This is a genomic window from Flavobacterium weaverense (assembly GCF_003688495.1).
Lineage (GTDB): Bacteria > Bacteroidota > Bacteroidia > Flavobacteriales > Flavobacteriaceae > Flavobacterium > Flavobacterium weaverense.
Window position 1 is genome coordinate 237,697 of record NZ_REFH01000008.1, and the last position, 15,035, is coordinate 252,731.

The 15,035-nt window shown below is 31.9% G+C and carries 14 protein-coding genes; 9 read left to right on the plus strand and 5 right to left on the minus strand.

The window, feature by feature from the left end; genetic code table 11:
- Positions 1 to 162 precede the first annotated feature (162 nt).
- From BC961_RS04635 to BC961_RS04650, 4 genes are read right to left on the minus strand one after another with little or no spacing between them, the layout of a single operon-like run.
- Entirely contained in the window at positions 163 to 2,751 is a 2,589-nt protein-coding gene (locus tag BC961_RS04635; RefSeq protein WP_121924696.1) for a PorP/SprF family type IX secretion system membrane protein, read from the minus strand.
- Positions 2,752 to 4,245, minus strand: coding sequence for a T9SS type B sorting domain-containing protein (locus tag BC961_RS04640; RefSeq protein ID WP_121925092.1), 1,494 nt, complete (start codon positions 4,243 to 4,245; stop codon positions 2,752 to 2,754). It lies immediately after the preceding gene.
- A gap of 56 nt (positions 4,246 to 4,301) precedes the next feature.
- A complete protein-coding gene (locus BC961_RS04645) occupies positions 4,302 to 5,594 on the minus strand; it encodes a hypothetical protein (protein WP_121924697.1) in 1,293 nt (430 codons plus the stop codon).
- A gap of 56 nt (positions 5,595 to 5,650) precedes the next feature.
- A complete protein-coding gene (locus BC961_RS04650; RefSeq protein WP_121924698.1) occupies positions 5,651 to 6,091 on the minus strand; it encodes a hypothetical protein in 441 nt (146 codons plus the stop codon).
- Between the two features lie 693 nt (positions 6,092 to 6,784).
- On the opposite strand from BC961_RS04650, the gene BC961_RS04655 reads away from it, so the two are divergent.
- The 8 genes from BC961_RS04655 to BC961_RS14695 all read left to right on the plus strand — a co-directional run bounded on the left by BC961_RS04655 (position 6,785) and on the right by BC961_RS14695 (position 13,209).
- Entirely contained in the window at positions 6,785 to 7,933 is a 1,149-nt protein-coding gene (locus BC961_RS04655) for a DNA polymerase III subunit (protein ID WP_121924699.1), read from the plus strand.
- 4 nt (positions 7,934 to 7,937) lie between these two features.
- On the plus strand, positions 7,938 to 8,321 hold the full coding sequence (locus BC961_RS04660) for a DoxX family membrane protein (protein ID WP_121924700.1): 384 nt from the start codon (positions 7,938 to 7,940) through the stop codon (positions 8,319 to 8,321).
- Between the two features lie 41 nt (positions 8,322 to 8,362).
- Entirely contained in the window at positions 8,363 to 8,872 is a 510-nt protein-coding gene (locus BC961_RS04665; RefSeq protein WP_121925093.1) for an acyl-CoA thioesterase, read from the plus strand.
- A 189-nt stretch (positions 8,873 to 9,061) separates the two neighbouring features.
- On the plus strand, positions 9,062 to 10,069 hold the full coding sequence (gene recA, locus BC961_RS04670) for a recombinase RecA (RefSeq protein WP_121925094.1): 1,008 nt from the start codon (positions 9,062 to 9,064) through the stop codon (positions 10,067 to 10,069).
- A 157-nt stretch (positions 10,070 to 10,226) separates the two neighbouring features.
- Positions 10,227 to 10,634, plus strand: a complete 408-nt coding sequence (locus BC961_RS04675; protein ID WP_121924701.1) for a hypothetical protein — start codon at positions 10,227 to 10,229, stop codon at positions 10,632 to 10,634.
- Positions 10,635 to 10,831: 197 nt separating this feature from the next.
- Positions 10,832 to 11,245: a hypothetical protein gene (locus tag BC961_RS04680; RefSeq protein ID WP_121924702.1), complete on the plus strand. Its 414-nt coding sequence runs from the start codon at positions 10,832 to 10,834 to the stop codon at positions 11,243 to 11,245.
- A gap of 15 nt (positions 11,246 to 11,260) precedes the next feature.
- Positions 11,261 to 11,803, plus strand: coding sequence for an RNA polymerase sigma factor (locus BC961_RS04685; RefSeq protein WP_121924703.1), 543 nt, complete (start codon positions 11,261 to 11,263; stop codon positions 11,801 to 11,803).
- Complete coding sequence (locus tag BC961_RS14695; RefSeq protein ID WP_170151287.1) at positions 11,800 to 13,209, plus strand: hypothetical protein; 1,410 nt, start codon at positions 11,800 to 11,802, stop codon at positions 13,207 to 13,209. Before BC961_RS04685 ends, BC961_RS14695 begins: the two co-directional genes overlap by 4 nt.
- Here the strand turns inward: BC961_RS14695 and BC961_RS04700 are convergent.
- Positions 13,193 to 13,945, minus strand: a complete 753-nt coding sequence (locus BC961_RS04700) for a lysophospholipid acyltransferase family protein (protein ID WP_121924706.1) — start codon at positions 13,943 to 13,945, stop codon at positions 13,193 to 13,195. The genes BC961_RS14695 and BC961_RS04700 overlap by 17 nt on opposite strands.
- 111 nt (positions 13,946 to 14,056) lie before the next feature.
- Between BC961_RS04700 and trpS the strand changes: the two genes are divergently transcribed.
- Positions 14,057 to 15,031: a tryptophan--tRNA ligase gene (trpS, locus tag BC961_RS04705; protein WP_121924707.1), complete on the plus strand. Its 975-nt coding sequence runs from the start codon at positions 14,057 to 14,059 to the stop codon at positions 15,029 to 15,031.
- The last annotated feature ends 4 nt before the right edge of the window (positions 15,032 to 15,035 follow it).

A 15,035-nucleotide genomic window follows, 5' to 3' on the forward strand; every position in this document is an offset into this window, starting at 1 on the left:
AATTGAATATCTGAAAATTTAATTTTTTATTATAAAAAATGCTTTATTGATCATTATTATTACTAAAACTATGAGGTTTTATTAAATCCAAAAGGTTACAGTTAATAACATTACATTCGCTTTTTAATTTTGATTACATTTTATTATTTATTTATTTTTTTTTTAGTTCTCCACTCTTACCAGAGTCATTTTACCATTATAAGGCTTACTGCCTTTGGATTCCTGTGCTTGTTTAGCTTGATTTATAGAATCAAATTTGTTGTAGTAAATAAAATATTTACTAGTGTTCACATCATAAAAGAAATTAATATTTTTTTCTCCTGCAGCGACAGCTTTTTTCAAGAATTCATCTCTTTTAGCAACATCGTCGTGAACTGCAACAACTAGATAATATCCGCCAGGAACATTCTTAACATTCTTAACGATTTGAATATTCGATTGTACATCACCATAATCAAAGTCAGTCGGTTTAAAAACTTCAGTACTCAACTGTGTGGTTTCTTTAATACGTTTTAAAGTTGCTAAGTCGCTGATGTGTCTGCTTTCATCATTCTCAAAAGAAGCAAGCTTTATTCTTCGCTTTTTAGCGATTTCTGTTTCCTCATTGATTTTATCCATTGAACAGAGTAAATTCGTATTGATCTTTGCTACTTCTGCTTGTTCCGACTTAAGTGTCTGAATAGTTTTTAAATAATATTGAGCTGTGATATCCTCTTTTTTATTTCCTTTTTTAATTCGCTCTTTATACAAACTTTCTAAAGCTTGAATTTTACTGTTTTGACTTTTATTTAGTACCTCTATTTCAGATTTCAATAACAAGAATTCACTGTTTTGAGCAGAAATACTTTTAAATGGTTTTGGTTCTTTAAAGATTCCCTTTTCTCTTAAATCATTTTCTTCTTTTAAATCGTTTAGATCCTTTTCTCTTTCTAAAACAGTAGCGTCTAGTTTTTTTAGTAATTTTTCTTGGTTATTTCTAGACAACTCAACAACTTGAGTCAAATCTCTCATCGACTTAGCGTTATCGTCCTTAGTGGCATTTGCTGTGGCTAGTGCTAATTCATCTTCTTTGACTTTAGTTTCGATAGCTAGTTTTGCTTTAGCATCAGCCTCTGATTTAATTTTAGCATCTTCAGCGGCTTTAGCTTGGGCTAGTGCAGCTTCTTTGGCTTTAGTTTCGGCAGCTAGTCTTGCTTTAGTATGAGCCTCTGATTTAATTTTAGCATCATTAGCGGCTTTAGCTTGGGCTAGTGTAGCTTCTTTGGCTTTAGTTTCTGCTGCCAATTTTGCTTTAGCATCAGCCTCTGATTTAATTTTAGCATCTTCAGCGGCTTTAGCTTGGGCTAGTGCAGCTTCTTTGGCTTTAGTTTCTGCTGCCAATTTTGCTTTTGCATAAGCATCAGCTTTCATTTTCGCATCAGCAGCGGCTTTAGCGCGGGCTAATGCAGCTTCTTTGGCTTTAGTTTCTGCAGCCAATTTTGCTTTAGCATCAGCATTAGCTTTCATTTTCGCATCATCAGCGGCTTTAGTTTGGGCTAGTGCAGTTTCTTTGTCTTTAGTTTCTGCTTCCAATTTTGCTTTAGCGTCAGCACCAGCTTTCAATTTTAAATCAGCAGCGGCTTTAGCTCCGGCTATTGCAGCTTCTTTAGCTTTAGTTTCTGATGTCAATTTTGCTTTAGTATCAGGCTCTGCTTTCATTTTGGCATTTGAAGCAGCTTTAGTTTCTGCTGCTAGTTTAGCTGAATTAGCTTTCGTAGTGGTAGCAGCATTTTCTGAAGGAACGTACTTTTTAATTTCAGAAGGATTAATAATAGAACCTTCTTCATCATCGTACTCCGCATAATTTTTATTGCGTTTGAATCTATAAGCAAGAGTTATTTCATGTGACGGTCCAAAGTTTGAAAAATTACCTGTTGCCTTTTCATAATTATATTCTACTGAAATTCTTGCTGTAATATTTAAACCTAGTCCAGCTGATATTCCATATAAAGTATTGTAACCTCCTTGAACCCATACGCCTGAAGGTATAGCAAATAGCACTAATCCTGAAACAACCGTTTTTTCCTTTTTAAGATCTGTTTTAATCAGAGTAGAAAATTTACTCTTGTCAAAAAAACCATACGATTCTAAATACCCTGTATACATAGCATGTAATTCAATGCTTTTTTCAGGATCATCCTCAATCATTTTGGATGTTTTTAAATTATACAAAAGCAAATTATTTATAGAAACACCAAAATCAATAAAGTTGGTGCCATAATTAATTCCAGGTTTTAATGAGAATAAAAAATTAGAAGGAATATTATCTAACGAAGGATCAGGAAAGTTTGTAATTACTTCACCCCTATTTAGACCACTTTTATAAAAACCAAGATTTAACCCAAAAGTTAAATTACTGTCGAGGCCCAATTCGATATTTTGCGCAAAATTAGCTATACCCCCAAACTTTGTCAAAACACCATGATTTTGTTGAAATAAACCGAGAGCTACTCCTTGATTTTGAGTAATTCTGCCAGCATAACTAAACAAATAGGTTTGTGGAGCATTATCAAATTGAGCCCACTGTTTTTTACCGTAAATACTTATGGAAGTACTTTGTTCTTTAACAAAACTAAAAGTAGGATCAATAAGAAATTTATTAAATTTTAAAGAGTTTCTCACAGGTAATTTTATGGACACCACACCATCTTCTTGGGAATAAGAAAGCTGGATAGAGCATAAAATTACTAGTGTTATTAAAAAATTTCTCATCTATTTAATTATGGTTATCGACCCTTTTTTGACTTTATTATCTTGGGTCTTAATAATATAGTAAAATACTGGATTTATATTTTTAAAATCAAAACCATTCTCGGGCCAATTGTTTTGATAATCATTGGTTTTAAGAACTTGTTTTCCTGAAGAACTCAACACTGTAATTTCGGTATCTGTCCCACTTAAATAATTATTAGGAATAATCCAAAAATCATTTATTCCATCTCCATTTGGGCTTATGATGTTAGGTATGTTTACAACATCTGTGCTATTTGGTGGTAAAACTGGCCCTGATTCATTAAGAGCAAACGTAAATTCGTTAGTATAGTAACAGCTTGAATTTTGGGTAATAATAACTTTATAATCACCCGCAGTAATTGCATTAAAAGTTGCAAAACTAGCTCCAATAATTAAATTATCATTTAAAAACCATTGGTATGTTGGACTAATTGCAGTGGTTGAAGTCACAATTTTTTGCGTCTGTCCTTTATCTAGATAGCTAACTCTGGCTACATTGATTGTACTGGTAAACTTAAATTCCTTTAAGTCTATACTTGTATCAGTTGTACAACCGCCAAAATCAACTTTGCAGGAATATAGTCCTGCAATAGTAGCATCATAAGTTTGCGCTGTAGCATCTTTTATCAAATTACCATTTAAATACCATTGAAATTTATTCCCCGCATCAACGCTTAAAGTAGTAAAACCCTCACCTAGACAAAAAGGATTTCCTTTACTCGATTTAATGACAGTAGTACCTGCAACTCCCTCTGAGACCTTTACTCTGTTAGAATAAGAAGACGAAACGCAGGATCCATAATTAGTATCCACATAATATATACCTGGTTGATTAACTTCTAAAGATGGAGATGTACCCACTAATAAAGGTAAAGGTTTTGCGTCCCTATACCATTTATAAGTCAAGGACGGATACTTCATAGGAGAATCGTTATTTCCCGTTCCTGGATTATCTATTTTTAAAACGTACTTTCCTCCTGCACAATACGTAGCTGAAGCATTGAAATTATTGATTGAAAATGGACTATTCTGTGCTAAAAAATAAGCTAAAAATGAACTTGATTCTGGGCTAGTTATTGCAGGACTAGTACTCCTAACTCTTATTTTATATTTTTCGCCAGCTGTAGTATTAGGAATTGCAAAATTTAAATTTCCTGGAGAGCTAGTAATAGCTCCTGCCGATGAACTAACTAGAATTGTAGGCGTAGAAAAACTTCCAGTAGCATCAGAAATTTCTACTATAAATTGATTACCAGGGTTTAATGCAGAAACGGGCGAGAAAGTAAAACTCACTTTAAAAGGAACTGTAGTATTATAAGCTGTATCAGCACAAATTTGAGTAAAATTCAAATTTGGAGAGCCTATTGTCACTTGAGCATATGTTTGATTAGCCAGAAACGAGAAAAAAAACAAGTAATAAAAAAATCTATCTGTGCTAAAAAGAGTAAAATTAAATGGGTAGTTTTTTTTCATAATTAAACGCATTCATTAACATCAAAAAATTCAAACTAAACAATATAAAACTAATTCTATTTATCTACTTTTGAAACAACAATTTTTCCTATTCTCAATCTAAAATCAGGCTTTTTACTAGTTTTAAAGTTTATAAAAGTTGCTATGTTATCACTTTTAGAATAGACATTTGAAAAAGCACTATTACCATACCAATTCTCTAAATCTTCATTGTTTGCGACAAACTCAGTGAATATGTTTCCTTTACAGAAATTGAAATACATTTGCTCGAATTTTATTTTATTTAAATTTTGATCATTAATTAGAATTTTACCATCCAATATTACAGCGGGATTGAAACCAGAGACTACTGTTTTTCTGCATTCTAAAGAAGCATTCTCTCTAACAAAAATAGCTTCTTTGACTAAACCAGATTCAATATCAATACTGATGCTATCACTGTTATTTACTAAGGTCAAATTAGTTGCAACAACTTTAGTTTGTTTCTTTGTAAAATCAACTTCTTGCTTGGTATCATACGAAGAAACATCTAAGCATCTAGAACCATAAATACTAGAAAAATAAGAAGATCGAACGGCTAATGAATTATCGATAGTGCATTGAGTTCCATAATTAAATTTGTAATCACTACTACTAGATTTAAAAGAAACCATTTTATCTAGTTTAATTTCACCACCAAAAATTCCAAAGGAATCACCAGCAGAATAACTGACCATTATATTTTCAATAATTGTTTTATTTCCTACTCCACATAAAAGCAAAGAGTTGAAATTTTCAGCCCCTTTAAATTTTGATCCTGCAAACTCTATCCTTAAAAATCTTAAAATACCAGAATTACTTTTAGGATTTGTTCCACCGTAAGTAGTTAAAGCAGGGTTTAAATTATGAATAACTGATGAAACTCCACCAAATTTATTAATGGGAGCTTCACCAAGTACAATTATCCCTCCCCAATCTCCAGCTTTTTTAAAGGCTTTATTAGAAGTAAAAACAATGGGATCAGTTTCTAAACCATCTGCTATAATAGTTGCCCCCTTTGTGATAATTAGTGATGCATTTGAATCAGCTTCACATATAATTACAGTACCTGGATCAATTATTAGAGTTGCATTATTGGTGACATAAACACTTCCTTTTAACAAGTATATATTCCTCTTTTCTAATCTAGTATTAACAGAAATATTTCCAGTTAAAATTCGATTAGCCTCACCATATTCTTTCTTATTAGGATTAAACTCTGTCCAATTGTTTAACCAATTGCTAGATCCAAAAATTCCTATTTCTTGTTGAGCGTTAGCAGAAAAAAAAAATAAAAAAAGTATGGTGATAATTATGGTAGTTTTTTTCATAAAAAAAGGTGGTTAATTACTATTCTGAATATCTGAGTAAAATTAGTTATTACTGATTAAAGATCATTATATTCATGAAATGATTTCATTGTACTTTCATAATACAAGATAGATGATATTAAAACATCCTTATCCGTATAAGGCAATATTTTTTTTTGAAAATTTGAAGATATTTTAAGATACTCTTCAGTCGCTTTATCTTGAGTTTCCAATACTTTTTTAATAACGGAATTATTTGGCACGCCAAGATCAGTAAGAGTAGCTCCTGATTTAGTAGCTAATGCCATATAGGGTATGGTTTTAATAAGAACTTGTACCCTCTCAGCATAAAGTTCTAAAAGATCACCTTTTTTCATCTTTTTTAATTCTTCCAATCCATGATACTTCTTGATTACAGCAGTTGAACTAATAATACTTCTCGGAGCGTTCTTATTTTGAGAAAAAATTACACTTGTCGCGAATAGAAAAACGCATAGAAAAAAAATTTTAACCTTCATATTTTAAATTTTTACCATTAACTAATCGTAAAATTAGATAATATAAATTAATTTGTTAGTTCCTTATCAACAATTAAATGTCGAAAAATATAAATCTAAAAAATAAAACTCCAATAAAAGTATTTTTTTTTTTAAAAAGGAAATAATAAAGGTAAACTACTAAACATTTACAATAAAAATTAAATGAATAATAAGACATAACAAACTCAACGTAAATTATTTACAAAAACATAGTAAAAAGATATTCAGTTTTTATTGTAGTTTTTATTAATTTCACAAAAGTAAGTTTTATATATATCTTTTAAAATAATTATTAAACCGACAAATTATATATGGTATTAACCATAAAAATATTTTAGAACATAAGCAAAGAAGTGGAAGAAATAAATTCTATCTGACAAATTAGAAACTAATTAACCTTAAAGCTATCTTTATAGTTTCTTAAAAAGAAATAATTATAATTTTAAGTTACCAAAATACTTACAATAAAAAATTCAGCAAAATTTAAAAGAAAGAAATATAAAACTTAAATTTCGGCTGTATTGATGTTTTAAGATTTGTTAAAAAATCAATTATGCAACTAAAAATTAGAAGCTAAAGACTCTGTTATTTTGCAACTATATTTAATTTTACAGTCATTAAACTTTGGCACTAAAAATTTTAGACTAAGCCATTTTCTTATATCTTTGCTTTATGCAATTTTCAGAAATTTTAGGGCAAGAACACATAAAAAGTCATTTGACAAAAAGTGCAGATTTGGGAAGAATTCCACACGCACAATTGTTCATTGGACCTGAAGGAAGTGGTACTTTACCTATGGCGATTGCCTACGCACAATACCTTATTTGTGGAAATCAAAATTCTGAAAACTCTAGTTCGAATGCTGCCTGTAATCTGAAATTTGAAAAAACTTCACATCCAGATTTGCACTTTGTTTATCCTACAGTAAGTACCGAGGGCGTAAAAACTAAACCCAAAAGCACTGATTTCATAGCAGAATGGAGACGATTTTTAGAATTAAATATTTATGGGAGCTTGTTTGATTGGTACCAAATTCTTGATGTAAAAAACAAGCAAGGTCTCATTAGAGTAGAGGACGCACAGGAGACCTTAAAATTATTAGCTTTAAAATCCTTTGAAGGTGGATATAAGGTAATGATTATTTGGATGGCCGATAAATTGAATATCGAAGCATCCAATAAACTACTGAAACTACTAGAAGAACCAACAGATAAAACTGTTTTTATACTTATTTCAGAAAGTGAAGAAGATATAATTCAAACCATTCGTTCCCGTTGTCAGGTTTTGCATTTCAATGGACTTCCTGAGAAGGTGATTGCTGATGCCCTAATTTCTAATGAAGGAATAGATGCTAAAACTGCCTTAAAAACTGCTCACCAAGCACAAGGAAATTATAACAAAGCATTGCAATTATTACAACCAGATAGCGAATCAACATTTTTTGAGAAATGGTTTGTGGATTGGGTTCGTGCTGCTTTTAGAGCAAAAGGAAACGCCGCAGCAATTCAAGATCTAATTCAGTGGAGCGAACAAATCGCTGGTTTAGGGAGGGAAACTCAGAAAAAATTCCTTCATTTTTGCATCGATATGTTTCGCCAAGCGCTGCTACTAAATTATCAAACACCTAGTTTAGTTTATATTGAACCACAAGTAGAAAAGTTTAAGTTAGAAAATTTTGCGCCATTTGTAAATGGAAATAATATAAACGATATTTTTAAAGAACTTTCTGATGCGATGTATCACATAGAACGCAACGGAAATGCCAAGATTATTTTAACCGATTTATCAATCAAACTCACTAGATTAATTCACAAAAAATAAAAAAATGAACAACATTACTTCCATATTGATTTTAATTTTTTTGGCTATTACCTTTTTACAATCCGGTTACGACAAACTCTTTAACTGGAAAGATAACGTAGATTGGTTAAAAGGTCATTTTTCAAAAACACCGTTAAAAAATCAAGTTCCTTTGGCTTTAGCTAACATTTTAGTTCTCGAATTAATTTCTGGGATTTTATGCGTGGTGGGTTGCATCGAACTATTTGTTAATAACGGAAGAATTTTTGGCTTTTACGGAGCAGTTTTCTCTTGTATAACTTTATTAATGTTGCTTTTTGGACAACGAATAGCTAAAGATTATGACGGCGCTAGAACAATTGTTATCTATTTCATACCAGCAATTTTAGCCGTTTATTGGTTAAACTAAAAATAAAATTAGAAAATAAAATAATTACATTGACAACTATAATGACACCAAAACATCCTTCAGACTCATTAACTATATTGACTGATTTAGTTTTACCAAGTGAAACAAATCCATTAAACAATCTTTTTGGCGGCGAGTTATTAGCCCGTATGGATCGTGCCGCTAGTATTGCTGCAGGAAGACATTCTAGAAGAATTACAGTTACTGCATCAGTGAATCATGTTGCTTTTAATAGAGCAATCCCTTTAGGAAGTGTGGTAAATGTGGAGGCCAAAGTTTCTCGATCTTTCAAGAGTTCGATGGAAATTTACATTGATGTTTGGGTAGAAGACAGACAATCCGGAAATCGTACTAAGGCTAATGAAGCAATTTACACCTTTGTTGCTGTTGATGATACCGGAAGACCGGTTGAAGTGCCACAATTAATCCCTCAAACAGAACTTGAAATACAACGTTTTGAAGCAGCCTTGAGACGCAAACAACTTAGTTTAGTACTTGCTGGAAAAATGAATCCTCACGATGCTACTGAATTAAAAGCTTTGTTTCTATAGTGTTCTCAAAGTAAGATGTTATATTTAATTTAAAATATTTTTAAAGATATTTTTTGATTAAAAAAAGAAGTATTTTTACGAAAATATACGTTAATACACAATAAGAATTTTCAGGATAAATATTCATCCTGTCAGTTTCTTACCGTTATAAAATTATACAAAGAGATGAAAGAAAAGGTAAAAGAGAAGATGAGTACAGAAAAAGAATCGAAATTAAAAGCGTTACAACTAACGCTTGATAAATTAGATAAAACGTACGGAAAAGGTACTGTAATGAAAATGGGGGACAAAGCTATTGAGGAAGTAGAAACTATCTCTTCAGGATCTTTAGGAATCGATTTGGCATTAGGAGTTGGTGGATATCCAAGAGGAAGAATTATTGAAATATACGGTCCAGAATCTTCTGGAAAAACGACTTTGACTTTGCACGCAATTGCTGAGGCTCAAAAAGCAGGTGGAATAGCGGCTTTTATTGATGCTGAACACGCTTTTGATAGAAATTATGCTGAAAAATTAGGAGTAGATATTGAAAACCTAATTATTTCTCAACCAGACAATGGAGAGCAAGCATTAGAAATTGCTGAAAACTTGATTCGTTCAGGCGCTATAGACATCGTAGTAATTGACTCAGTTGCTGCTTTGACTCCAAAAAGCGAAATTGAAGGAGAAATGGGAGATTCTAAAATGGGTCTTCACGCTCGTTTAATGTCACAGGCGTTAAGAAAATTAACGGGAACGATTAGCAAAACTAATTGTACGGTTTTCTTTATCAACCAGTTGAGAGAGAAAATTGGTGTAATGTTTGGAAATCCAGAAACTACAACTGGAGGAAATGCATTAAAGTTTTACGCTTCAGTTCGATTAGATATCCGTCGTTCTACTCAAATTAAAGATGGGGACAACGTATTAGGAAACAGAACAAAAGTGAAAGTGGTGAAGAATAAAGTGGCTCCGCCATTTAAAATCGCTGAATTTGATATCATGTACGGTGAAGGAGTTTCAAAAACTGGAGAGATCTTAGATCTTGCTGTTGAATTTGAAATCATTAAAAAAGCAGGTTCTTGGTTCAGCTATGGAGAAACTAAATTAGGACAAGGTCGCGACGCGGTAAAGTCTTTAATTAAAGATAATCCGGAATTAGCTGATGAATTAGAAGTAAAAATTAAAGATAGAATAAAAGAATTAGCAGAAGCGTAATAGCCTTTGAATGTTCATATTACAAAATGCTCGGAAAATTTCCGAGCATTTTTTTTGTCTTATTTTTTTAAAAAATTAAGGAAAAAGCACACTAATGAAGCAACCTTTCAATCTTATAATCATCTTCATTATGATTATTAACCTATAAATTTAAAAAATGAAAAATTTAAGATTAAAAGCAGTAGCTTTAGTATTATTTGTAACGGCTGGTTTAGCTTCATGCTCAAACGACGATGAAACAGCAATTGTTACAAAACAAACTTTGGTAACTGAAGTAACTGGACCTACAATAGCAAAAGTGAACGAAGAAATCACATTAGAGGTGACTTATGCTGTAGAAAGTAATTGCGATGTTTTTAATAATTATGTTGAAAAAACAGCTGAAAACACGACAACTATCGCAGTAGAAACTAGACTGGAAGGAACTGCATGCGAGAAGACTCCGGCAACAAAAAAAGCTACTTATAAATTCAAAGCTGTTAAGGAAGGAACTCACATTCTGAATTTCAAAAAATCAGAAACTGAATTTGTAACACAAACAATAGTTGTGAGCGTTGCTTCATAATTCTCTTAAAGGAGGTTGTTATGTAATTAACAGCCTCCTTTTTTTTAAGACCTTTGCAAATTATATCACGTTCGAATTTTTTTTATAAAAAAGTATTTATTTGACGCAACCTTTTATATCAAAGTACATCTATAAAAAAGTGGGGCCAATATTTTTCGAATAAACTCCCTTATTTATAAAATCTTAAATTAATAAAAATGAAAAAAATCGCACTACTTTTAGTATTAATCACAACTTTAGTAGGTTGTAGCCTTGACAATGGAGACAGAGATACGTACACTTACAGCGTGCTTCCAATAGAAACTTACGAGCTTCCAGCTGCTTTTAAATTAGGTCAGGCGTATACTATTAAGTTAAGCTATCAAAAACCTTCTGCTTGTCACATCTACCAAGGTATTTATTATGGCAAAGAATTAAATAAAAGAACAATCGCTATACAAGCAGCCGTAAAAGATAATCAAAGCTGCACTTCTGAAGTTCCCCCAATTTCTGAAGCTTCTTTTAATTTTACAGCGACTGCAACGGATTCATACATTTTCAAAATATACAAAGGAAAAGGTGCAGACGATAAAGATCTTTTTGAAGAGGTAGAAATTCCTGTTATTCAATAATTATAGTAGAATTCAGTGGCATTAGAAAAAATAATTGCAGATTGTAAAAAGAATCACCCCAAAGCTCAAGAACAGTTGTATCAGTTGTTTGCTAAAAAGTTTTTTGGGGTGTGTCTTAAATATTCCCGTAATTATGATGATGCCCAAGACATTCTACAAGATGGTTTTATAATTATTTTTACAAAAATTTCACAATATAGTGGAAAAGGTTCTTTTGAAGGTTGGGCTAAAAGAATACTAATAAATACGGCCTTACAAAGATTTAAAGAAATTCGTTTTCTAGAAGTTCTCGATGATTCTATCGCTGAGGTAGAACTAGAATTAGATGACGACAAAATATCCCTTGATTATTTACTCCGAATAATCCAGGAGCTCCCAGATCAATACCGAATTGTTTTTAGCTTATACATACTTGATGGTTATTCACACAAGGAAATAAGTGAAATGCTAAACATATCCACTGGCACAACAAAATCTAATCTTTATCGAGCACGATTGATTTTGAAAGAAAAAATTGAAAAATTAACAGAAGTTAAATTCGAATCATCGGCAAAATGAAAAATAATAAAAATATAGACCGATTGTTTCAAGAAAGATTTAAGGATTTTGAAACAGAACCTAATAACCAGACTTGGTCAACGATTCAAGCGCGGTTAAATGATCAGAAAAAAGAACGAAAAATAATTCCGTTTTGGTTCAAACTAGCGGGAATAGCTGCCGCATTCATTGTTGGCTTTTTTGCTTTGAACACTTTTTTCAGCACTACTATCATTCCTGAAAATAAAATCGTTTTAGATCCTGCAGCTATTAAGTCTTCTATTGATACTAGTGGCAGCGCTTCTGAGTCTTTAAAAGATAATATTAAATCCACTTCTATTCAAAAAAATTCTATCATTGTCGTAAACCAAACTAAAAACTTAGAGAAAGATGAAAAAGAAACTGCAACAACTTTACAGGAAAAAATCATCTATGGCAAAAAGACGAATCAAGCGAGTGCTACGATTTATTTCGGTAAAAATAATCCATCGTTAGGAACAGTTACTGCTACAAAATTAGAAGGTAAAATAAATACGCTGAATAGCGAAAATTCTGAAAAGATTTTAGATCAAAATTCTGAGAACATTCTTGGAAATAAAAAAGGAAATTTGGCTACAGCCAAAACTGAATTTAATGAACTAAAGACCAGTAATGAAGAGCTTCCGAATGAATTAGAGACTATTTTAAAGCTCAAAGAGAAAAAAGACATCAATGTAGTCGCTGAAAAGAAAAGCAAATGGGAAATAACACCTAATATTTCAGCTATGTATCCCAATGCAAAAGTTGCAAACTTAGATCCACAATTTAGTGAAAATGCTAAAAGTACAGAGAATAGTATTGGTTTTGGAATTGGTGTAAATTACGCAGTGAGTAAAAGAGTCACTATACGGTCCGGAATTAATAAGTTTACACTTGGATTTAATACTAATAATGTCACTTACTCTCCAGGTTTGAAAAACACTTATTTAGCTAATGTATCTTACACTACAAATGCGATGATCGAAGTTAACAACGCAGCAAGTGCTAATTCTTTAATGACATTTGAAAAAGATTTACAAAAAACAAACACAGGAACAATCAATCAAAAAATGGGATATTATGAAGTTCCTCTTGAAATTTCCTATATCATTTTAAATAAAAAACTAGGAATAAGTGTAATAGGCGGTATTAGTACTTTATTTTTAGATGAGAATAAAATATCATTGATTTCACCAGAAACTAATCTAAAATTAGGCGAGGCTAATAATCTAAACACTGTCAATTTCAGCAGTAACATTGGACTTGGATTCAAATATAAGTTTGTAAAGTCATTTCAATTGAACTTTGAACCGGTTATCAAATACCAACTCAATACTTTTTCTAACAATTCTGGTAATACTAAACCATTAATTATTGGTTTATATTCCGGAATTAGTTATCATTTTTAACAGATTCAAATTGTAATAATTGCTTATATATTACCTCACGAACTTCTTCTCTGATTATTTTTCGATCGGCAACAAAACCCGCAGTTTCTATATGCTTATGCATTTTAACACGCATTAAGCCCGGACTTCCGCTCAAAAATGTGTAGGAGAATCTTTTTTTATTGTCTCCAAAAGTTATTGGAGCAATAGGAATTTTATGCTCTACTGCCAGACGAAATGCGCCATCTTTAAAAGTATCTAACAGTATAGACTCATCATCAGGAACACCACCTTCTGGAAAAATACAAATGCTAAAGCCTTGATTAATTCTTTTTTGTGCGCGTTCAAAAACTTGCATTCTACTTTTAGAAGAACTTCTGTCCACTAGAATACAAGTACGCTTGTAGAAAAAGCCAAATAATGGAATTTTAGATAATTCTTTTTTACCCACAAAAACGAAAGGATTTCTCGTCACAGCGAGCATCAACATAATATCAGCCATGGAAGTATGATTAGCAACAATCATGTAACTTTTAAGATATTCCATGTCTTGCTCTTTATCTATTGTATAGCGAAAACCCATTCCAAATAGAATGAATTTTGCCCATATTCGAGCCATTTTAAAAAAGTAAGGATAACCACTTTCAGTTAAAATAGAAAGTACCAAGAAAGGAAACATAATAAGTATGGGAATGGTCATCAAAATGTAAAACCAAATGCGCCAAAGTGTCCAAAAAATAATCTTGATTCCTCTCATAACGCCAAAAATAAGAAATCAGAATATATAATAGCACAGATTTTTAAAATTTGCGAATTTGCGGTAAAAATTAAAAAACTTCACGAACTTTGCGAATTAGAAAAAATTATAATGGCAAAAATACTTACAGGCGTTCAGAGTACAGGAACTCCACATTTAGGAAACTTACTTGGCGCAATCATTCCAGCAATAGCATTATCAAATAAACCGGAAAACGAATCGTTTCTTTTCATCGCTGATTTACATTCGATTACTCAAATAAAAAACGGTGAAACTTTACGTGACAACACGTATAGCACAGCAGCAGCTTGGCTTGCTTGCGGTCTTGATGTTAATAAGGTAGTTTTTTACAGACAATCTGATGTGCCACAAACAGCAGAATTATCGTGGTATTTAAGTTGTTTTTTCCCTTTTCAACGCTTGAGATTAGCACATTCGTTCAAGGATAAAGCAGATCGTTTAGATGATGTAAATGCAGGTTTGTTTTCTTATCCAATGTTGATGGCTGCGGATATTTTGCTATACGATGCAGAATTTGTTCCAGTAGGAAAAGACCAATTGCAACACCTTGAAATTACACGTGATGTAGCTTCGCGTTTCAATCATCAAATGGGCGAAACATTTGTAATTCCTGAAGCCATTGTACAACAAGATGGTTTGCTAATTCCAGGAACTAATGGTGGAAAAATGAGTAAATCAGCTAATAATATTATCAATATATTTCTAGATGACAAATCTTTACGCAAACAAGTAATGAGCATAGAAACAGATAGTACGCCACTTGAAGATCCTAAAAATCCAGAAACCTGTAATGCTTTTGGAATCTATAAATTATTAGCCACTAAAGAACAATTAGCAACAATGACAGCAAACTATCTTGGTGGAAATTATGGTTATGGTCACGCCAAACAAGCTTTGTTTGAATTAATTTGCGAAAAATTTAAAACCGAAAGAAAAAAATACAATTACTATATCAACAACCGTCCTGAAGTTGATGCTTTATTGAAAATAGGTGCTCAAAAATCAGCAACTATTGCTAACGGCGTTTTAGCCAAAGTAAGAGAAAAGCTAGGTTACGAAAATTAATTTA

Coding starts and splice junctions, on each gene's coding strand:
- BC961_RS04635 (WP_121924696.1), bottom strand. CDS start 2,751: ATGAGAAATTTTTTAATAACACTAGTAATTTTATGCTCTATCCAGCTT.
- BC961_RS04640 (WP_121925092.1), bottom strand. CDS start 4,245: ATGAAAAAAAACTACCCATTTAATTTTACTCTTTTTAGCACAGATAGA.
- BC961_RS04645 (WP_121924697.1), bottom strand. CDS start 5,594: ATGAAAAAAACTACCATAATTATCACCATACTTTTTTTATTTTTTTTT.
- BC961_RS04650 (WP_121924698.1), bottom strand. CDS start 6,091: ATGAAGGTTAAAATTTTTTTTCTATGCGTTTTTCTATTCGCGACAAGT.
- BC961_RS04655 (WP_121924699.1), top strand. CDS start 6,785: ATGCAATTTTCAGAAATTTTAGGGCAAGAACACATAAAAAGTCATTTG.
- BC961_RS04660 (WP_121924700.1), top strand. CDS start 7,938: ATGAACAACATTACTTCCATATTGATTTTAATTTTTTTGGCTATTACC.
- BC961_RS04665 (WP_121925093.1), top strand. CDS start 8,363: ATGACACCAAAACATCCTTCAGACTCATTAACTATATTGACTGATTTA.
- recA (WP_121925094.1), top strand. CDS start 9,062: ATGAGTACAGAAAAAGAATCGAAATTAAAAGCGTTACAACTAACGCTT.
- BC961_RS04675 (WP_121924701.1), top strand. CDS start 10,227: ATGAAAAATTTAAGATTAAAAGCAGTAGCTTTAGTATTATTTGTAACG.
- BC961_RS04680 (WP_121924702.1), top strand. CDS start 10,832: ATGAAAAAAATCGCACTACTTTTAGTATTAATCACAACTTTAGTAGGT.
- BC961_RS14695 (WP_170151287.1), top strand. CDS start 11,800: ATGAAAAATAATAAAAATATAGACCGATTGTTTCAAGAAAGATTTAAG.
- BC961_RS04700 (WP_121924706.1), bottom strand. CDS start 13,945: ATGAGAGGAATCAAGATTATTTTTTGGACACTTTGGCGCATTTGGTTT.
- trpS (WP_121924707.1), top strand. CDS start 14,057: ATGGCAAAAATACTTACAGGCGTTCAGAGTACAGGAACTCCACATTTA.